The 20,263-nt window shown below is 29.7% G+C and carries 22 protein-coding genes, 5 tRNA genes and 1 other annotated feature; of the genes, 24 read left to right on the forward strand and 3 right to left on the reverse strand.

Annotated features, from left to right (window positions below; genetic code table 11):
• Positions 1-6: 6 nt before the first annotated feature.
• Positions 7-1,164 carry an aminotransferase class V-fold PLP-dependent enzyme gene (locus Q0G30_RS08975; RefSeq protein WP_294389051.1) on the reverse strand — a complete coding sequence of 386 codons (1,158 nt, stop codon included), beginning with the start codon at positions 1,162-1,164 and terminating at the stop codon, positions 7-9.
• A gap of 178 nt (positions 1,165-1,342) precedes the next feature.
• On the opposite strand from Q0G30_RS08975, the gene Q0G30_RS08980 reads away from it, so the two are divergent.
• The 14 genes from Q0G30_RS08980 (at position 1,343) to Q0G30_RS09045 (ending at position 13,534) form a co-directional block, all read left to right on the forward strand.
• Positions 1,343-1,582: a DUF3343 domain-containing protein gene (locus Q0G30_RS08980; RefSeq protein ID WP_294389053.1), complete on the forward strand. Its 240-nt coding sequence runs from the start codon at positions 1,343-1,345 to the stop codon at positions 1,580-1,582.
• 16 nt (positions 1,583-1,598) lie between these two features.
• Positions 1,599-2,474: a mechanosensitive ion channel family protein gene (locus Q0G30_RS08985; protein ID WP_294389054.1), complete on the forward strand. Its 876-nt coding sequence runs from the start codon at positions 1,599-1,601 to the stop codon at positions 2,472-2,474.
• Between the two features lie 11 nt (positions 2,475-2,485).
• A complete protein-coding gene (locus tag Q0G30_RS08990) occupies positions 2,486-2,677 on the forward strand; it encodes a DUF951 domain-containing protein (protein ID WP_294389055.1) in 192 nt (63 codons plus the stop codon).
• Positions 2,678-2,777: 100 nt separating this feature from the next.
• Positions 2,778-3,065 (forward strand): 30S ribosomal protein S6, encoded by a 288-nt coding sequence (gene rpsF, locus Q0G30_RS08995; RefSeq protein ID WP_133015217.1) that lies wholly within the window; start codon positions 2,778-2,780, stop codon positions 3,063-3,065.
• 13 nt (positions 3,066-3,078) lie between these two features.
• Complete coding sequence (ssb, locus tag Q0G30_RS09000; protein WP_294389057.1) at positions 3,079-3,510, forward strand: single-stranded DNA-binding protein; 432 nt, start codon at positions 3,079-3,081, stop codon at positions 3,508-3,510.
• A gap of 33 nt (positions 3,511-3,543) precedes the next feature.
• Positions 3,544-3,786, forward strand: a complete 243-nt coding sequence (gene rpsR, locus Q0G30_RS09005) for a 30S ribosomal protein S18 (protein ID WP_005209834.1) — start codon at positions 3,544-3,546, stop codon at positions 3,784-3,786.
• Positions 3,787-3,966: 180 nt separating this feature from the next.
• Positions 3,967-4,260 (forward strand): MazG-like family protein, encoded by a 294-nt coding sequence (locus Q0G30_RS09010; RefSeq protein ID WP_294131995.1) that lies wholly within the window; start codon positions 3,967-3,969, stop codon positions 4,258-4,260.
• Between the two features lie 21 nt (positions 4,261-4,281).
• Positions 4,282-6,234, forward strand: a complete 1,953-nt coding sequence (locus Q0G30_RS09015) for a DHH family phosphoesterase (RefSeq protein WP_294389059.1) — start codon at positions 4,282-4,284, stop codon at positions 6,232-6,234.
• A gap of 24 nt (positions 6,235-6,258) precedes the next feature.
• Entirely contained in the window at positions 6,259-6,705 is a 447-nt protein-coding gene (gene rplI, locus Q0G30_RS09020) for a 50S ribosomal protein L9 (RefSeq protein ID WP_294389061.1), read from the forward strand.
• Between the two features lie 12 nt (positions 6,706-6,717).
• Entirely contained in the window at positions 6,718-8,616 is a 1,899-nt protein-coding gene (gene lonC / locus Q0G30_RS09025; RefSeq protein ID WP_294389062.1) for a Lon family ATP-dependent protease, read from the forward strand.
• 158 nt (positions 8,617-8,774) lie between these two features.
• Positions 8,775-10,112, forward strand: a complete 1,338-nt coding sequence (locus Q0G30_RS09030; RefSeq protein WP_294389064.1) for a replicative DNA helicase — start codon at positions 8,775-8,777, stop codon at positions 10,110-10,112.
• 30 nt (positions 10,113-10,142) lie between these two features.
• Positions 10,143-10,943, forward strand: coding sequence for a pyrroline-5-carboxylate reductase (gene proC / locus Q0G30_RS09035; protein WP_294389066.1), 801 nt, complete (start codon positions 10,143-10,145; stop codon positions 10,941-10,943).
• A gap of 101 nt (positions 10,944-11,044) precedes the next feature.
• Positions 11,045-11,266, forward strand: a binding site (T-box leader).
• 54 nt (positions 11,267-11,320) lie between these two features.
• Complete coding sequence (gene argS, locus Q0G30_RS09040) at positions 11,321-13,078, forward strand: arginine--tRNA ligase (protein ID WP_294389068.1); 1,758 nt, start codon at positions 11,321-11,323, stop codon at positions 13,076-13,078.
• A gap of 228 nt (positions 13,079-13,306) precedes the next feature.
• Positions 13,307-13,534 carry a hypothetical protein gene (locus tag Q0G30_RS09045; protein ID WP_294389071.1) on the forward strand — a complete coding sequence of 76 codons (228 nt, stop codon included), beginning with the start codon at positions 13,307-13,309 and terminating at the stop codon, positions 13,532-13,534.
• Positions 13,535-13,579: 45 nt separating this feature from the next.
• On the opposite strand, the gene Q0G30_RS09050 is transcribed toward Q0G30_RS09045, so the two are convergent.
• Complete coding sequence (locus Q0G30_RS09050; RefSeq protein WP_294389075.1) at positions 13,580-14,752, reverse strand: malic enzyme-like NAD(P)-binding protein; 1,173 nt, start codon at positions 14,750-14,752, stop codon at positions 13,580-13,582.
• 172 nt (positions 14,753-14,924) lie between these two features.
• On the opposite strand from Q0G30_RS09050, the gene Q0G30_RS09055 reads away from it, so the two are divergent.
• The 4 genes from Q0G30_RS09055 to Q0G30_RS09070 all read left to right on the forward strand — a co-directional run bounded on the left by Q0G30_RS09055 (position 14,925) and on the right by Q0G30_RS09070 (position 17,607).
• Positions 14,925-16,211: an adenylosuccinate synthase gene (locus Q0G30_RS09055; protein ID WP_294389077.1), complete on the forward strand. Its 1,287-nt coding sequence runs from the start codon at positions 14,925-14,927 to the stop codon at positions 16,209-16,211.
• Between the two features lie 114 nt (positions 16,212-16,325).
• Complete coding sequence (locus tag Q0G30_RS09060; protein ID WP_294389080.1) at positions 16,326-16,526, forward strand: hypothetical protein; 201 nt, start codon at positions 16,326-16,328, stop codon at positions 16,524-16,526.
• An 80-nt stretch (positions 16,527-16,606) separates the two neighbouring features.
• Positions 16,607-16,789 carry a DUF1858 domain-containing protein gene (locus Q0G30_RS09065; RefSeq protein ID WP_294389082.1) on the forward strand — a complete coding sequence of 61 codons (183 nt, stop codon included), beginning with the start codon at positions 16,607-16,609 and terminating at the stop codon, positions 16,787-16,789.
• 62 nt (positions 16,790-16,851) lie between these two features.
• Positions 16,852-17,607 carry an acyl-ACP thioesterase domain-containing protein gene (locus Q0G30_RS09070; protein ID WP_294389084.1) on the forward strand — a complete coding sequence of 252 codons (756 nt, stop codon included), beginning with the start codon at positions 16,852-16,854 and terminating at the stop codon, positions 17,605-17,607.
• Between the two features lie 72 nt (positions 17,608-17,679).
• On the opposite strand, the gene Q0G30_RS09075 is transcribed toward Q0G30_RS09070, so the two are convergent.
• Positions 17,680-18,942: an NAD(P)/FAD-dependent oxidoreductase gene (locus tag Q0G30_RS09075; RefSeq protein ID WP_294389086.1), complete on the reverse strand. Its 1,263-nt coding sequence runs from the start codon at positions 18,940-18,942 to the stop codon at positions 17,680-17,682.
• 184 nt (positions 18,943-19,126) lie between these two features.
• On the opposite strand from Q0G30_RS09075, the gene Q0G30_RS09080 reads away from it, so the two are divergent.
• The 6 genes from Q0G30_RS09080 (at position 19,127) to Q0G30_RS09105 (ending at position 20,261) form a co-directional block, all read left to right on the forward strand.
• Complete coding sequence (locus tag Q0G30_RS09080; RefSeq protein WP_294389088.1) at positions 19,127-19,708, forward strand: hypothetical protein; 582 nt, start codon at positions 19,127-19,129, stop codon at positions 19,706-19,708.
• Positions 19,709-19,834: 126 nt separating this feature from the next.
• Positions 19,835-19,909, forward strand: a tRNA-Glu gene (locus Q0G30_RS09085).
• A 9-nt stretch (positions 19,910-19,918) separates the two neighbouring features.
• Positions 19,919-19,994, forward strand: a tRNA-Val gene (locus tag Q0G30_RS09090).
• Positions 19,995-19,999: 5 nt separating this feature from the next.
• Positions 20,000-20,076, forward strand: a tRNA-Asp gene (locus tag Q0G30_RS09095).
• Positions 20,077-20,111: 35 nt separating this feature from the next.
• Positions 20,112-20,186: transfer RNA gene (locus Q0G30_RS09100), tRNA-Thr, on the forward strand.
• 3 nt (positions 20,187-20,189) lie between these two features.
• A tRNA-Glu gene (locus tag Q0G30_RS09105) sits at positions 20,190-20,261 on the forward strand.
• The last annotated feature ends 2 nt before the right edge of the window (positions 20,262-20,263 follow it).

Below are 20,263 nucleotides of genomic sequence, written 5' to 3' on the forward strand. Positions count from 1 at the left end.
AGTAATTTACTTATAAATTGAATTTATTTTATTTAATGAATCTATAGTATATTTAATTTCTTGTAATGTGTTAAAGTATCCTAAGCTAAGTCTAACAGTTCCATTAGGATAAGTACCTATGGTTTTATGAGCTAATGGAGCACAATGTAAACCACTTCTATTGCTAATATTAAAGTCAGATTCCAAAATATAAGATAGTTCACTAACATCTAATTTAGAGTGTGTTATTGATACGCAAGAGGTTGCAGACTTTCTGTCTAAGGCACCGCTTATTGTATAGTTAGGAATATTAAGAATTCCAGCTATTAAATAAGATCTTAAATAGCTATTATGTTCATAAATTGTATTTAAGCCTTCAGATTCAATAAATTTTATTGCTTCATATAATCCTATTATTCCAGGAATATTTAGTGTTCCAGACTCGAATTTATCTGGTAAAAATTCAGGTTGTGCTAAGGAGTGAGATAAGCTACCAGTACCGCCAAGAATTAAGGGATTACATATTTTGTTTAATTCATCATCGATAATAAATCCGCCTATTCCTTGAGGTCCTAATAAACTTTTATGACCAGTAAAGGCTAAAGCACTTAATGATAAATCTTTAAAATTTATATCAAGTACACCTGCGCTTTGAGCGCTATCTAATATAAAGAATATGCCAAGTTTTTTACATAAATCCCCTATTTCTTTAATTGGTTGAATAGAACCTACAACATTTGATGCATGGGTCATAACTATTAATTTGGTATTTGATTTAATCAAATTTTTTATATCATTTACATCTACTATTCCAATTTTATTTGCTTCAACTATATCTAAATCTATATTTAATGTATTTTTCAAGTTATATAGAGGTCTAATAACTGAATTATGTTCCATAGAGGAAGTAATTATATGATCACCTGATTTTATTACACCATTTAATAAAATGTTTAGTGATGAAGTAATGTTATTTGTAAATATTACATTTTCAGGTTTATCGTAATTAAAAAAATTACAAATCCTTTCCCTAGCCATATATAATGATCTATTTGCTTCTAATGCATTAGAGTGATTTGATCTTCCAGGATTGCCACCTACGTTTGTTAAATAGTTATATATTGAATCAGATACAATTTTTGGCTTTGGAAATGATGTACTTCCATTATCTAAATATACCTTCATTATTTTCTCCTTTATATACACGTAAAATATTCTTTCTTATATTATAATAAAATAAATAAATAAAATTGCAATAAACTATTAGAAAAATATGTAATTTTAAAATAGTAAATTTTATTATTAAAAAATAAAAATATATATAATATAATTATTATATATAATTTGAGGGAGGAAATAGAAAATGAATTATTTTATTATAGTATTTAAAAATACTCATGATGCAATGTCTGCAGAACAAAAGTTAAATGGGCTAAACTATAAGTTTAGAATAATGCCTACACCAACTTTAATTACACAAAGTTGTGGTATTTGTATTAGGATAGAAGAAGAAGAAAAATTAAATCAAATAATTAATGATAATATAATTGAATTTAAGAATATATATAAAAAAGAAGAAGCTAACTATATACTAATTAAATAAAGAGGTGAATCAGTATATGTATGGATTTACGGATTTATCTAGTATAAGTAAAAATATATTTTATTTCTTTAGTAGGAGAATAAATTTAGATGCTATAATTGAAAAAATTATATCTATTATATTTATATCTATTATAATGTACTTTTCAATAAGAGTAGGAAATAAACTTATAAAGAAGTTTGTTGATAGACAGGTTGCTAGCAAGGCTAGTTTTTCTTTAGAGCCTCAAAAAGCATTAACTATAGGAGAGGTGTTAAAGAGTGTTCTAAAGTATACAGTATATATAATAGGTATAGGATGTATGTTATATGATATCTTAGCTAAAATACCTGTAGCTTTAGCAAGTGCTGGAGGATTTGCAATAGGTCTTGGAGCACAAAGTTTAGTAAAGGACCTTATTAATGGTTTTTTCGTGTTATTTGAAGATCAATATGGAGTTGGGGATCATGTAACTATTGGACAATTTTCAGGAATAGTAGAGAGCATTGGCATAAGAACAACTATTTTAAGAGATTTCACAGGTGATTTACATTTAATACCAAATGGATCTGTATTAGAGGTAACAAATCATTCAAGAGGAGATATAAGATTTATAGTGGATGTTGAAATAGCTTATGAAGAGAATATAGATTCAGCTATAGAAGTAATCAAGAGAGCTAGCAATTTATTCCATGAAAAACATAAAGATAAATTAAGAAGCCAAATTGAAGTATTAGGAGTACTGTCACTAAACGCTTCAGGAGTAACTATTAGAGTTGTTGGTAGAGCAGAGCCATTGAGTCAATGGGAAATGGAAAGAGAACTAAGAAAAGATATAAAATTAGCTTTAGATGAAGCCGGAATAGAAATTCCGTATCCAAAAACAGCTATTATAAATGAGAATAATATTTAGGGGGTATAAATATGATTGAAACATTTGACTTAGGTGATATTGTTGAAATGAAAAAACAACATCCTTGTGGAAGCAAAGAGTTTGAAGTAATAAGATTAGGTGCCGATATTAAAATAAAATGTGTTGGATGTGGTAGAATAGTTATGATACCACGCCTTAAATTCCAAAAAGATGCAAAGAAGGTTATTGGCTCTAATAATTGAAATAAAAATACTTGAAAAGAGTAGAATAAAGTGATAAAATCTAAAATTGTAATCCCTGCTACAGTAAAATGTAGCCGTTAGTCCAAAGGAGGTGAAAATGATGAGAAAGTACGAAACTATATTTATATTACACCCATCATTAGATGAAGAGGCTGTTAAGGCTGGAATCGAAAAATTCCAAGGTGTTATAGAAAACGGTGGAGGAAAAGTTGAAAATGTTGATTTCTGGGGTAAGAGAAAGCTTGCTTATGAAATAAACAAAGTTAACGAAGGTTACTACACTTTAATTAACTTCGAAGCTAATCCTGAATTACCAAAAGAGTTAGACAGAGTTTTCAGAATTACTGATGGTGTTATAAGACACATAATCGTTAAAAACGAAGCGTAAGAGGTGTATTGAAATGAATAAAGTTATACTTATTGGTAGACTTACTAAAGATCCAGAATTAAGATATGCAGCAGGTAGCGGTACTGCAGTTTGTAGATTTACTGTTGCTATAAATAGACAATTTAAAAAAGATGAAACAGATTTTATAAATTGTGTAGCATTTGGAAAGACTGGAGAAACAATTACACAATATCTTACAAAGGGTAGACAAATTGCTGTTACTGGAAGTATAAGAACAGGTAGTTATGATGCTCAAGATGGAACTAAAAGATACACTACTGATGTAGCTGTAGAAAGTTTCGAGTTCATAGGTTCTGGTGCTGGTGAAGGTAATAATAATTCATACTCAAGAAATTCTGATAACGCATGGGGGGCTCCAGTAGAAAGTCCTGATATGGGATTTGGAGATATGACTCCAGTAGATGATGGTGATATGCCATTTTAAAAAAGTCTAATTATTTTATAAGGAGGGAACATCATGAGAGAAATGAAAAGATCTGGAAAAATGAGAAGATCTAAGAGAAAAGTATGTGCTTTCTGTGTAGATAAAGCTGAATCAATAGATTACAAAGATATCAACAAGCTAAGAAAGTTTGTTACAGAAAGAGGTAAGATTCTTCCAAGAAGAATCTCTGGTACTTGCGCTAAGCATCAAAGACAATTAACAGATGCTATCAAGAGATCAAGAAACATAGCTTTATTACCATTCACAACTGAATAGTAATAAGTTTATTAGCCCCTGATTTTCAGGGGCTTTTATTTTTATATTTTAAAATAATTACATAATTTGTAATTCAAGCCCCTATTTAGTTGCATTAATAAAGAAAAATAATTAAAATAAAGATACAAGGTATTGAATAGAGGTGAGAATTTAGTGAAGAAAAAGGAAGAGCTAAATATTATGGCTAATATTAAAATTATAGAAGAGCTTAAAGCTAGCTTATTATGTATTATAGGTGAGTTTTTTTCACTTTTAACAAGAGGTACTAATGTAGCTAAGGATTCTATATTAAACTGTATAGCCGGAGCAATTTTAATTTTATATGTACTAGCACAAAAGTTAGGATATAGCTGTAGCGAAGTAGATGATGAAATGAGAAAAAAATTAAAATTAGGAATAGCTGAAGAGCATGAATATGAAAAGGAAGGTAAGAGCTTAACTAAGCTTCAAAATCATATCAAGGGACGTTATTAATATAAAATTTAGGAGGCTTTTATGAAAAAAAAGCTCAAAAGGTATAGTAAACTATTAATATCAATTGTAATTACTATTTTAATAATAATACTCTATTATATTAGAGAATTTTATTTAGCAAGTGTAATTTTAATAGTGTATGTAGCAGGTAATACATATTTAGATATTAATAGAGAACTATATGATGAAAAGGTTAATACTTTAACTACAAAAATTAGAGCAAATATAAATGATAATATTTCTAATATGTCATATCCATTAGCTTTAATTGATAATGAGGGTAATATACTTTGGGCGAATAAGAGATTAAAAGAAGAGTTAAATTTATTAGATCTACAAGAGCAAAATATACTTAGTATAGGTAGAAATCTTGATTTGCAAAAATTATTAAAGTGCGATAAAGATTTAAAGCAAAGGGTAAAGATAAAAGATTCTTTTTATAGCATATATGCTACTAACATAAGTAATGAAAATGAAACATATGTAAAACAGAAGTATATAGTATATTTTAATGAAGTAAGCAACTTAAGAGATTTACAGTCAACTACAGAAAGTATAATGTTAATAGAAGTAGATAATTTATCAGAGGCGTTAGAGGTAACTGATGAAGCGAATAGACCTATGTTAGCTGCAGAGGTAGAAAAGACTATAAATTCCTATAGTAAAAAATTAAAGTCGATGATTATTAAATATGAATATAATAAATATTGTTTATCAGTAAAAGATAAATATATTAATGATGAAATTAATTGTAAATTTAGTATACTAGATGAAATATCCAATATTGATAGAGGTAATAAGTTAGAAGTTACTTTAAGTATAGGAATAGGTAGAGGTGGAGACAACTCACAAGAAAACTATAATAATGCAATGACTGCTAGAGAGCTGGCATTAGGTAGAGGCGGAGATCAAGTAGTCATTAAAAATAATGAAAAGATAAGTTTCTTTGGAGGGAATACTCGTGAACTTGAAAAAAGAACTAGAGTTAGAGCTAGGGTAATAGCACAAGCTTTAAGAGAATTGATTTTTGAAAGTAGTAATATACTTATAATAGGTCATAAAAATCCTGATATGGATTCTTTTGGGGCATCAGTAGGGTTATGGTCAGCTATAAGACAATTAGGAAAGACTTGTAATGTTATAATTGATAATGATATTAATGCTATTGATTACTATATGAATAAACTTAAAAGTGACAGTAAATATGATAATTTATTAATTTCTAGTTATGAAGCTGAAAAAGTAATAAATGATAAGACATTATTAATAATAGTTGATGTTCATAATAAGGGATATGTGAATAATTTTAGTATAGTTGAAAAAATTAATAGGAAGATAATAATAGATCATCATAGAAGAAGTCCTGACATAATAGAAGGAGCATTGCTAAACTATATAGAAGTCTATGCATCTTCTACATCAGAGCTGGTAACTGAGCTAATACAGTATATGTTACAAAAACCTAGAATTTCAAAGGTTGAAGCAGAAGGGCTTTTAGGTGGAATTTTTATGGATACTAAGGGATTCCAATTTAAATCTGGAGTAAGAACCTTTGATGCCGCAGCTTTTTTAAGATCCTTGGGTGCAGATACCATAGAAGTTAAAAAGATGTTTACTGATAGTTTAGCAGATTATTTATTAATTTCAGAAACTATTAAAAGTGCTGAAGTTTATGAAAATTTAGCTATAGCTGTTTGTCCTAGTGAAGTAAATAATACTGTGATTGTTGCACGAGCTGCAGATGAGCTACTAGGCATATCAGGAATTGATGTATGCTTTGTTTTATGTGAAATAAGTAATTCTATTACTATAAGTGGTAGATCTACAGGCGAAGTTAATGTTCAAGTTATATTAGAGGAACTAGGTGGTGGCGGTCATATGAATATGGCTGGTGCAAAAGTAAACGCAACAATGGATGAAGCAAGAGATATGCTAAAAGAAGCAATAAAGAAACATTTAGAACTTAAAGAATAAAAAGTTAAAGGATAGGTGTATAATATGAAGGTAATTTTATTACAAGACGTTAAAAAAATGGGTAAAAAGGGCGATGTTATAGAAGCATCAGATGGATATGCAAGAAATTATTTATTTCCTAGGAAATTAGCAGAAGAAGCAACAGCAAATGCATTACATGTTGTTAATGCAAAAAAAGAAAATGAAAGAAGAAAGAAGCTTGCTGAATTAGAAGCAGCACAAAAGTTAGCAGCTGAATTAAAGGGTAAGGAAGTTACTATAGATGCTAAAGCAGGAGATAACGGAAGATTATTTGGAGCAATAACTAATAAAGATATAGCTGAAGTAATTAACAATAAATTTAATTTATCAATAGATAAAAAGAAAGTTGTTGTAAATACTATAAAGGTTGCTGGACAATATGAAGTAGAAGTGAAATTATATCCAGAAGTATCTACAAAGATGAAAGTTATTATTGTTCCTAAACAATAAGGAGGATTAACATTGAATTTATATAATGAAGGGCTTAATTTAGAAGGAATTCTAACAAGCGATTTACCAATAGAAGCAAAGGTTAATGTATTATTTGATGTTCTTAAAAATGTTTTAGATGAAGGTGCAATTAGAGCTAGGACTGTAAGATTTAAGCTACAAAAATATGTTAACTCAACAGATATAAATGAAAGAATATATGCATTAAATGTTATAGCATCTGATGGAAATGGAGCAAAGGTTGTTCCAACAGATGAAACAGCTCAAGAAGTACTAGAGGATGTTATCTATTGGATATCAGAAAATATAGCTAAAAAATATGTTCAAAATAAAATAGAATCAGAAGTAGAAAAGGCTTTAGTTGAGAGACAAGATAAGTTTATGGATGAGCTTAAATTGTCTATAATTAAAAAGCAAAAAGGAAAAGAAAATACAAAGACTACAGCAAAGTTAGAAAGATTAGAAAAGTTAGATGCAAAGCATATTAATAAAAATGTTATGTCACTTTTAAGACCTGAAAATTTTGATGAAGTAGTTGGTCAAGAGAGAGCAGTAAGATCATTAATATCAAAAATGTCTTCACCATATCCTCAACATATAATTCTTTATGGGCCACCAGGGGTAGGAAAGACTTCAGCTGCAAGACTTGCATTAGAAGCAGCTAAAAAACTAAAATTTACACCTTTTGATGAAGATTCAAAATTTGTTGAAGTTGATGGAACTACATTAAGATGGGATCCAAGAGAAATAACAAATCCTTTATTAGGGTCAGTACATGATCCTATATATCAAGGAAGTAAAAGAGATTTAGCTGAAGTAGGTGTGCCAGAGCCAAAGACAGGATTAGTTACTGAAGCTCATGGTGGAGTATTATTTATCGATGAAATTGGTGAATTAGATGATATACTTCAAAATAAGTTATTAAAGGTATTAGAAGATAAAAGAGTAGAATTCTCATCTTCTTATTATGATCCGGATGATGAAAATATTCCTGAATATATAAGATATTTATTTGAAAAGGGAGCACCAGCTGATTTTGTTTTAATAGGTGCCACTACAAAAGATCCAAGTCAGATAAATCCAGCATTAAGATCTAGATGTACAGAGGTGTATTTTGAACCATTATCTTCAAGGAGTATAGAAGGTATAGTTAATAATGCATCTGAAAAATTAAATGTAGAACTAGAAGATGGAGTTGGAAAGTTAATAAGCCAGTATACTATCGAAGGTAGAAAAGCTGTAAATATATTATCTGATGCATATGGATATTCGTTATTTAATACAAGTGGGGATGAAACAAGTAATAAAATAACTTTAAAAGATGTTGAAGAAGTTATTTCAATAGGAAGATATGCTCCATTTGAAAGATTAGATAATTTAGATAATTATGAAATAGGGCATGTATATGGACTAGGAGTAAGTGGATTCTTAGGATCTACAATAGAAATAGAATCAACAGTATTCCCAGCTAAAAAGAAAGGTCATGGAACTATTAAATTTAATGATACTGCAGGTTCTATGGCAAAGGATTCTGTATTTAATGCTGCATCTGTAATTAGAAAGATTACAGATAAAGATATAAAAGATTATGATGTCCATGTTAATGTAATTGGCGGTGGTCAAATAGATGGACCATCAGCTGGAGCAGCTATTACAGTTTGTATAATAAGTGCTCTTACAGAAAGGCCAATTCGTCAAGACGTTGCTATCACAGGGGAAATTTCTTTAAGAGGAAAGGTTAAGCCTGTTGGAGGTATATTTGAAAAAATATACGGGGCTAGAAGAAAAGGAATTAAACTTGTTGCTATCCCTAAGGATAATGAAAAAGAAGTTCCTCTAGGACTTGAAGATATTGAAGTTAAATCTATAAGTCATATAGAGGAACTAATGGAGATAGTATTTGAGAAGTAATGTAGATTAAGCTTCCTTTATGGGAAGCTTAATTTTATTATGTGAAGAAATAAATTTATTATACAAATGACATAGTAAATTAAATTCATTTTGATATAATAAGTTATATATAGAAAAGAAAATAGAAATTAAATATAAAATTGGGAGGTGGATTATTTATGGAAGCACCTATGATGAGAAGTTTACCACAAAGTATAGAAGCAGAGCAGTCCGTTATAGGGGCAATGATAATAGATAAAAGTGCCATTGCTCAAGTTTTAGAAAAGCTTAATGAAGAAGATTTTTATAGAGATGGACATAAGGCTATATATAAAGCTATAAAAGAAATGTATGCTAAGGATATGGCAGTAGACTTAGTAACTATATTGGAGTACTTAAAGACTACTGATATGTTAGATAAGGCTGGAGGAGTTACCTATATATCTGAGCTAAGTGCATCTGTGCCTACAACAGCTAACTTAAGTTCATATATAAAAATAGTAGAAGAAAAATCTACATTAAGGAAACTGATAAAGGCATCTACATCTATTATTGAGGAAAGTTATAATAGTGGTGGAGATGTTGAGAAGGTAATAGATTTAGCACAAAAAAAGGTATTTGATATAGCAGAAAAAAAGGATTCTAAGGAATATGAACCACTTTCTAATGTACTTGAAAGAGGTTTTTTAGAAATAGAAAGATTATTTAATAATAGGGGAGCTATAACAGGAGTTGGATCTGGTATTAAGGATTTAGATGCTAAAACATCTGGATTTCAAAAGGGTGATATGGTACTTATTGCTGCTAGACCATCTATGGGAAAAACAACATTTTCATTAAATATTGCAGAGAATGCAGCTTTAAAGGAAGGAAAGAGTGTAGTTATATTTTCACTGGAAATGTCTAAGGAACAATTAGCATATAAGCTATTATGTTCACAGGCTAATGTAGATATGCTAAAGCTTAGAACAGGTAATTTAGAGGATGATGACTGGGAAAGAATTGCAAGAGCCACAGGACCTTTAGCAAAGGCTAGAATCTATATAGATGATACTGCTGGTATTAGTGTTATGGATATGAGATCTAAGTGTAGAAAGATAAAAATGGAGCACGGTATTGATATGATACTTATTGACTACTTACAACTTATGTCAGGTAGTGCTGGTAGTGATAATAGACAACAAGAGGTATCTGAAATATCAAGATCTATTAAAGCTTTAGCAAAAGAAATGGAATGCCCAGTAATTGCATTATCACAGTTATCTCGTGCACCTGAGCAAAGAGCTGACCACAGACCTATGCTATCAGACCTAAGAGAATCAGGATCAATTGAGCAGGATGCCGATGTTGTTATGTTCTTATATAGAGACGAATATTATAATAAAGAGACTGAAGAAAAAGGTATCGGAGAATGTATTATAGCTAAACAAAGAAATGGCCCAGTTGGAACAGTTAAAATGGCTTGGATTGGAGCACACTCTAAGTTTGCTGATTTAGACTTAGTACATAAAGAGTAATAGTAAATTTAAATTATTGTGGGGTGCTATATGAATAGAAAAATTGGTTTTATAGGTTGTGGAAATATGGGAAGCGCCATGCTTGGTGCATTAGTTAAATCTAATGATATAAATAATAATGATATCATGGTTTCTACAAAGAGTGAAGAATCAGCTAAAAGAATAAATAAGAAATTTGAAGTGAAGACAACAGTAGTTAATATTGAAGTAGCTGAAAAATCTAATATTCTATTTTTAGCTGTTAAGCCATATTTCTTTAAAGAAGTTATAGAAGAAATAAAAGATAAAGTTAGTGATGATACTATTATTATTTCTATAGCTGCAGGAGTTACAATAGAACAAATAGAAGAATGGTTTGGAAAAAAGGTTAAGGTTATTAGAACAATGCCTAATACACCAGCATTAGTTGGAGAAGGAATGTCAGCGATTTGTCCAAATAAAAATATAACCTCAGATGAATTAGAATATGTAGGTAAATTATATAATTCATTTGGAAAGTATGAAATATTGGAGGAGAAGGATTTTCATGCATTTATAGCTTTATGTGGCTCATCTCCAGCTTATGTATTTATGTTTATAGAAGCAATGGCAGATGCTGCTGTTAAGTTGGGAATTCCTAGAACTAAGGCTTATAAGTTAGCTGAGCAAAGTATACTAGGTTCAGCTAAATTAGCTTTAGAAACAGGAAAGCATCCAGGAGTATTAAAAGATGAAGTTTGTTCTCCTGGTGGAACAACAATTGAAGCTGTAATAGATCTTGAAAAGAATGGATTTAGAAATACAATTATAAGTGCAGTTGAAAAATGTGCAGAGAAATCAAGGAATATGTAATATATAAAGCAATTAAAATTAATTGTGGTAATATATGATTTTAAAATATATAATATAAGATAATGAATATATTATTAAAAAAATGAAATAATTAAAAATATAAAAATTCTATGAAAAGAAGAGTACTTATTCAATAGTATTTTGCAGCGAGTAGGGGTAGAGTGTAAGCCTTATAAAATACAGAGTAAGGAAGAGGAACTTGGAGAAGCTACTTAAGTATAAAGATATTTATATAAGGGTATGCCGTTAACTGCGTTAAGGTTTTGAGTGAACTAAGTTTTTAGTTAAATTGAGTGGTACCGCGGAAATACTCCGTCTCTTTGTATGAAAGGAGACGGATTTTTTATATTTTAATAGAAAAATCAGGAGGTAAAGTTATGAAATTATTTATTGATGAAATAAATGAAGTAGTTAAAAATGCTTTTGAAGAGCTAGGATACGAAAGAGAAACAGGAAAGGTTAATGTATCAAATAGACCTGATTTATGCCAATATCAATGTAACGGGGCTTTAGCAAACGCTAAAAAGCATAAGAAAGCACCAATGATAATAGCTAATGAGGTTGTTGAAAAATTAAATGATAATAAAATGTTTTCTAAATTAGAAGCTGTTGCACCTGGATTTATCAATATGAATATTAACGATGAATTCTTAATAGGGTACATCAACGATATGAATAAAGATGAGAATTTTGGAGTTTCAAAGGCTACAGAAGTTAAGAAAATAGTTGTTGATTATGGTGGAGCAAATGTTGCGAAACCACTACACATTGGACATTTAAGATCAGCAATAATTGGTGAAAGTATAAAAAGAATTGCAAAGTTCTTAGGACATAATGTTATTGGAGATGTACATTTAGGAGATTGGGGTCTTCAAATGGGGATGGTAATATCTGAAGTTGAAAGAAGAAATCCATCTTTACCATACTTCGATGAGAACTTTACTGGAGAATATCCAACAGAAGCTCCATTTACAATAGATGAACTTGAAGATATATATCCATATGCAAGTAAGTTAGCTAAGAGTGATGAAAAAGTAATGGAGGCTGCTAAGCAAGCTACTGTTGAACTTCAACAAGGTAGAAGAGGATATGTTGCTTTATGGAAGCATATATTAAATGTTTCAGTTACTGACTTAAAGAAAAACTATGGAGCATTAGATGTTAATTTTGAATTATGGAATGGTGAAAGTGATGCACAAAAATTCATTCCAGCAATGATAGAAGAATTAAAAGAAAAAGGTTTCGCACAAGAAAGTGAAGGAGCATTAGTATTTGATGTAAGTGAAGAAACTGATAAGAGTCCAGTTCCACCACTACTATTATTAAAGTCTGATGGAGCATCTTTATATGGAACTACTGACTTAGCTACAGTTGTAGAAAGAGTTAGAGATATGAAGGCAGATGAAATAATATATCTAGCAGATAAGAGACAAGGACTTCACTATGAACAATTCTTTAGAGCTGCTAAAAAATCAGGAATAGCACATGAAGATACTGTTTTAGATTTCATAGGATTTGGTACTATGAATGGAAAAGATGGAAAGCCATTTAAGACTCGTGAAGGTGGAGTAATGAGACTTGCAGATTTAATAAATATGATTAAAGAAGCAGGGAAAGAAAAGCTTAAGGATAATAAAAATATTTCAGAAGAAGATGTTGAAGAAATTTCTTCAAAGGTTGGTTTAGCTGCATTAAAGTATGGTGATTTATCAAACCAAGCATCTAAGGATTATGTATTTGATATAGAGAGATTTGCTTCTTTTGAAGGAAATACAGGGCCATATATTTTATATACAATAGTAAGAATTAAATCTATATTAAATAAATCAGAAGGATTTAATGCTGAAAATAGTATTTTAGTACCTCAAAGTGAATCAGAAAGAGGATTAATGCTTCAATTATCTAAATTTAATGAAGTTATAGAGTTAAGCTTCAGAGACAGAGCTCCTCATAAAATTTGTGAATTTATATATGAATTATCTAATAACTTTAATAAGTTCTATAATGACACTAGAATATTATCTGAAGAAGATGAAAGTAAAAAGGCATCTTGGTTAAGTTTAATAAATCTTGTTAAAAATGTTTTAGAACAAGGATTAGACTTATTAGGTATGGAAAGTGTAGAAAGAATGTAGTTTCAATAATCTGTATCAAAATTATGATTTTGATACAGCTGTTTTTATTATTTTTATCAGGATATAATAGATTATTTTTGATTTAGTTTCTAAACATTTAGTAGCCTGAAATATTAAGTGTATTTAATTTATTGTGCATGATGTACTGATTATATAAATAATATTTTTATCAATATTTAGTATATATAAAAATATAATATATTAATCAATATATTCAGGAGGATAAGAATGTATAGGATTGATGTTAAAGACTTAGGAGAAAATAACGCAAGTATTTCAAAAATAATGAAACATATAAATTATAAAGAGTTATATAATTTAGTTAAGCCTTACGTAATAGAAGAACATCTCTCCTTTTCCTTACCTAATGACTGTACGGATGGTAAGGAGTGGGGAAATATATATTCACATGATAAACCTATTGGACAAATATTAATAACTTATATAGAAGAATAAGAATTTAAAAAAGTATTAGATTTTTGACCTAATACTTTTTTATTATTATATAGTTGCAACACCACTTTTAATTGCAGCTTCTTTAACAGCCTCAGCAACTTTCTTTTGAACATCTAAATTAAATGCTTTTGGAATAATATAATTAGAGTTAAGTTCTTCATCTGAAACAGAATTAGCAATTGCATAAGCAGCAGCTATTTTCATTTCTTCATTTATTTCAGTTGCTCTAACATCTAAAGCTCCTCTAAATATTCCTGGAAAGGCTAAAACATTATTTATTTGGTTAGGGAAATCTGAACGACCAGTACCAATTACTTTAGCACCAGCTTCTTTTGCATCATCAGGGAATATTTCAGGCGTTGGGTTTGCCATAGCAAATATAACAGAATCATCGCTCATAGATGAAACCATCTCTTTTGATACTATATTAGGAGCTGAAACCCCTATAAATACATCAGCATTTTTAATAACATCTTTTAATATTCCAGATTCGTTATTAGGATTAGTAATTTGGGATAATTCTTCAAAATATTTATTTGAATAAGTTGTATCTCTATTTAAAGCACCATCTCTATCGCATACAATTATATTTTTAGCTCCAAAAGATAATAAAAGTTTAGTTATTGCAGTTCCAGCTGATCCAGCACCATTAACAACGATCTTTAAATCTTGAATATTTTTATTAACGATTTTTAGTGCATTTATTAATGCTGCTAAAACTATAATAGCAGTTCCGTGTTGATCATCATGGAAAACAGGGATATTTAATCTTTCTTTTAATTTTTTCTCTATTTCAAAACATCTAGGAGCTGATATATCTTCTAAGTTTATTCCACCTAAAGTAGGAGCAATTCTAACTATTGTTTCAACTATTTCATCAACTTCTTTAGTATCAAGAACTATAGGAAAAGCATCTACATCTGCAAATTCTTTAAATAATATAGCTTTACCTTCCATAACAGGTAACGAAGCTAAAGGTCCAATATCTCCAAGACCTAAAACAGCAGTACCATCAGATATAACAGCTACAGTGTTCCATTTCCTAGTATATAAATAAGCTGTAGATGGATCTTTATGTATTTCTCTACATGGCTCAGCAACACCAGGAGTATAAGCAAGTGATAAATCTTTTTCATTAGTTATTTTAACTCTTGAAGATACTTCTAATTTACCTTTTAATTCTTTGTGAAATTTTAGTGACTCTTCGTATATATTCATAATAGGACTCCTTCTCAAAATATATTTATGATAATATTATACGAATTATATATAAATAAAGCAAAAAAATATTCGGTGAAATATTGAAATTTCATAATTACTTTGATACCATGTTATATGTGATTATAATGTAATATAATCTATTACTATGTCTTAAAAGGAGGCAATTTAAATGTCAGCATTTATTGTTTTAGGAGCTCAATGGGGAGATGAAGGTAAAGGGAAAATGACAGACTACTTAGCTGAAGAAGCAAATGTAGTTGTTAGATATCAAGGTGGTAACAATGCAGGTCATACCGTAGAAGTGGGAGATAAGCAATATAAACTTCACTTAATACCATCAGGTATATTACATGACGAAAAGCTTAACGTAATAGGAAATGGTGTAGTTGTAGATCCTATAGCTTTCTTTTCAGAAATTGATTACTTACAAGAAGAGGGAGTAAAAGTAACTCCAGAAAAATTAATAGTTAGTGATAGAGCACACGTTATTATGCCATATCATAAGGTTCTAGATAAATTAAAAGAAAAAGCTAGAGGAAAAAATGATATAGGAACTACAGGAAAAGGAATAGGTCCTTGTTATACTGATAAGTTTGAGAGATGTGGTATAAGAGTTTGTGATCTTATAGATAAAGAAGTATTTAAGGAAAAGCTTATGGCTAATATTGAAATGAAGAACAAGTATATTGTTAATGTTCTTGGTGGAGAAGCATTAAGTTTTGATGAAATATATGAAGAATATTCTAAGTATGGTGAAAAATTAAAACCATTTGTAAAAGATACATCAGTAAGAGTTTACAATGAAATTAAAGATGATAAAACAGTTTTATTTGAGGGTGCACAAGGAATGTTATTAGATATAGATTATGGAACATATCCATACGTAACATCATCAAATACAACTGCTGGGGGAGTAGCTAATGGTGTTGGTATAGGACCAAATATGATTACTAATGCTGTAGGTATAGCTAAAGCTTATACTACAAGAGTAGGTAAAGGACCTTTCCCAACAGAATTAGAAAATGAAACTGGAGAATGGATAAGACAAAAAGGTCACGAATATGGAGTAACTACAGGCAGATCAAGAAGATGTGGTTGGCTTGATATAGTTATATTAAAGACTTCAGTTAGAGTTAGTGGATTAACTTCATTAGCTGTAACTAAGATAGATACATTAGCAGGGTTAGAGAAAGTTATGATGTGTGTTGGATATAAATTCAATGATGAAATTATAGATTACTTCCCAGCTAGTTTAGAAGATTTAGCTAAATGTGAACCTGTATATGAAGAGTTTGATGGATGGGATGAAAGTGTAGCTGAAGCAAGAAGCTATGAAGAATTACATCCAAATGCAAGAAAGTATTTAGAAAGAATTGAAGAGTTAACTGAAACTAGAATTTCAATAGTATCAGTAGGTCCGAGAAGAGATCAAACTATGAGAGTTAAACCTCTATAGTATAATTCTATTAAGCCATATAAAAATATTTTTTATATGGCTTTTTGCTATTTGTATAATATTAATTTATAGTGTGCAAAATATTAGTAAGTAAAATTATAAGAGGTGCATATTATGATTGATAAATATACAACTTTATGCGATGCAATAGCAGAAAATCCTATAGCAGCAAATATATTAATGAGCTATGGTATACCAACATATGATATTACAGAGAATCAATTTTCGTCTTTGAATGAAATAGCCACAAAATATGGAATTGATATTACTTCTGTTGTAAATCAAATTAATAGTGGGTTAGCAAGTTTATATTAATATTATTTAATTGAATTTTACATATATTTCATATAAAATAGTTTTATTAAATAATTTTAATAAAGATGAGGTGATTAAATATGATTACTAAGGATATGACAATTGGAGAAATAATAAAATTAAATGCTAACAAAGCAGAAATATTAATGAGTTTTGGAATGGGATGTGTTGGATGCCCATCTGCACAAGCTGAGACTGTTGAAGAAGCAGCATATGTTCATGGAATAAATTTAGAAGAATTATTAGAAGCTTTAAATAAATAAAAAATATTAGAACCCATTATAATGGGTTCTTTTTGATAAATTAAAAAGGTGGGGTGTAGAAAATGGGAATAGTTAAGGAAAAAGAGTATGAAGTACATTATTATGAAACTAATTATAAATTAGAGTGTAAAATATCATCTATAATTAATTATTTTTGTGATATAGGAACTAAACAGTCAGAAGAGTTAGGTGTTGGAATTAATTACTTAATGGAAAAAAGACTATCTTGGGTTTTTTATAAGTATGATATAAGGGTAAAAAGGTATCCTAAATATGGAGAAAAAATAAAAGTAGTAACAATGGCTAAGAGTTTTAAGAAGTTTTATGCATCAAGAGGTTATGAAATATATGATGAAAATAATGAAAAAATAGTGGATGGAGAAGGAATTTTCTTATTAATAAATATAGATAAGAGAAGAGCTGTACGAATACCAGAAGATCAATATATAGCATATGGAGTAGATTCTGAGAATTGCTCAGATATTAAGTTAACTAAGTTAGAAAAGTTAACTAAGGAGATGAATAAGAACCATTTTAAAGTTAGATATGGTGATATAGATTCTAATATGCATGTAAATAACGTTAAATATGTTGAGTGGGCTGTGGAATCACTTCCATTAGAGGTTATCTTAAATTATCAGCTTGAAGAGCTAAGTGTAATATTTGAAAAAGAATGTAGATATGGAGCTGAAATAGTTGCTTCATATGAAATAAAAGAGTATGAAGATAGCTTAGTAATACTTCATAAAATTACTGATAATGAGGATAAAGAATTAACTGTTCTAACTAGTAAGTGGAAAAAGATAATATCAGATTAGAATATAAAAAGTATCAAGTTTTAAAAATTAATTTTTAAAACTTGATACTTTTTATTATGAATAAACAACAGTTTACTTATTTTGAGCAATTGCTGTTGCTACAGTATATCCTGAACTCCAAGCCCATTGAAGGTTAAATCCACCACAATCCCCATGAACATCTAATATTTCACCACAAAAATAAAGATTAGGAACGAGCTTAGATTCTAATGTATCATAGTTAACATCTTTAGTATTAACGCCGCCAACAGTAACTTGAGCCTGATTAAAATCATTAGTACCTGTACAAGTAAATTTCCAAGCTTTTAGAGTATTTATTAGTTTCATTTTTTCTTTCCATGAAAGTTCGTAACAAGGCATTTGAAGATTAGTTATGCCACATTCCTTTAATAAAACAGGAATTATTTTTTTATGTATAACCCCAACAAGAGCATTAATTATAGGTCTATGGCTAAGAAGTGCAAAATGACACTCTAAGAAATCTTCTAACTCTTCTTTTGAATAGCTAGGTAATAAATCTACTATAACTTCAGTTTTCTTTTTGTTAAATGTATTTTGAGAAGCTAATGCTGATATTTGAAGAATAGGAGGACCTGATATTCCATAGTCCGTAAATAATATTTCTCCAAAATCCTTTTTTACAATTTCATTATCAACTAAGAGTGTTGCATAGCCATCAAATTTAACTCCGGATAAAGCCTTTAGATGTGGGTAGTCTAATTTTAATTGAACTATTCCAGGAACGAGTGGTGTTATCGAATGACCAAAATTTTTTGCAAGGTTATATCCACTACCATCAGATCCTGTTTTAGGAGCTGTTTTTCCTCCACAGGCTAAAATGACTTTGTTAGCTGTGAATAATTTATACTCTTCATTAGTTGTGGATAACTTAAAATTTTTACCTCTGTGGATATCTTTTATTTTGCAGCTTGTGTATAAAGGTATATTTCTATCTTCAATAGCCATTTTTAAAATATCCACAACTGAAGAGGCTTGAAGTGATTGTGGATAAAGTTTTCCTGTAGGTAAGGCTACAATTGGAAGTCCTAAAGATAGAAAGAAATTTTTTGTATCCTCAAGTGAAAGTTTATCTAAAGCAGTAAATGGGAAATCGGGATTTGAACTATGATAATTAATAAAAGGTGACTTTATACAATTATTTGAGATATTACATCTACCATTACCAGTAGTTAAAATCTTTTTACCAATTCTATCAGTGCCTTCAACGATTGCAACATCTATTCCAAAATCTTTAGCAGTAATAGCAGCAATTAAACCAGAAGCTCCACCACCAACAATTATTAAATCATGATACAAATTAAACACTCCTTTCATATATCTAAATTGAGAACTAAAATTTTAATGACATTATGACGAAAATTAATACTTAGCTCTGCAATTTTATTTAATTTAACTATATCTTAATATTTAGAATTATGTTCTGCAATAATAATTATATAATTTGGGACTAGTAATATAAGTAATAGAATTAAGGAATACTATTAAAGAGGTGATGGTAATGAGAGTTAAAATAATTAATCATAATTCTGAAGACTATCAAAAAGAATTAAAATTAAGAAGAATGAACTATGATCAAGTAGTAGTTAACTATCCAGATCAAAAGGGAATAAAGGTTTTTGGTAAGGAGGAAGTGGAATTTATAACAGAAAGCGAAGTTGATGAATTTTTAATAAAATATAATGATTTTCTAAAAATTAAATTAAATAGAGGAATATCAGTTGCATTATATAAGGGAATTTTAGATACAATAGAAAATGAATTAAAAACTAATTTTAAAAGTTTAAACTTATTAAAAGATAAATACATAGTAAATAAAAGGGGAATATGGGAAAAGGAAATTTTATGTGTAATTAATGATACTATGCCTGTAAAAATAATTGCTAATGGACAAAATTTCAAAAAAACTGGATTTAATATAGGTATTGATGAGATATCAAAAGAAGAATTTTTAGAAATTTGTACTTTCGAAATTAAAAAAATAAATAAAGAAGTTAAAGAAAAAGAATATTTATTAGCTAGATATGGGGAAGCAATAGAAAAAATTAAAAACCCTGAAAACCCAGTAAAAATGCTGGTTTAGAGAGTTTCTATAAAACATAATAAAAAATATATAAAAAAATTTTAAAAAAAGTGTTGACACTATATATTTTTTTAGGTATTATAGGTAATGTGCTCGGGAGAGCGCAGCAGAAAAGAAAAAAACCTAGGCCCCTTGGTCAAGCGGTCAAGACACCACCCTTTCACGGTGGTAACAGGGGTTCGATTCCCCTAGGGGTCACCATTAATATTTGGAAGCATAGCTCAGCTGGGAGAGCATCTGCCTTACAAGCAGAGGGTCACAGGTTCGATCCCTGTTGTTTCCACCAAACGCGGCTCAGTAGCTCAGTTGGTTAGAGTGCCGGCCTGTCACGCCGGAGGTCGAGGGTTCGAGCCCCTTCTGAGTCGCCACTTTTAAAATTATATAATTAAAATATAATGGATACGCTTCATTGGCTCAATGGCAGAGCAGCTGACTTGTAATCAGCAGGTTGTTGGTTCGACTCCGACATGAAGCTCCACTAGGCCCCTTGGTCAAGCGGTCAAGACACCACCCTTTCACGGTGGTAACAGGGGTTCGATTCCCCTAGGGGTCACC

Source organism: uncultured Clostridium sp. (genome assembly GCF_934754925.1).
GTDB lineage: Bacteria > Bacillota > Clostridia > Clostridiales > Clostridiaceae > Clostridium.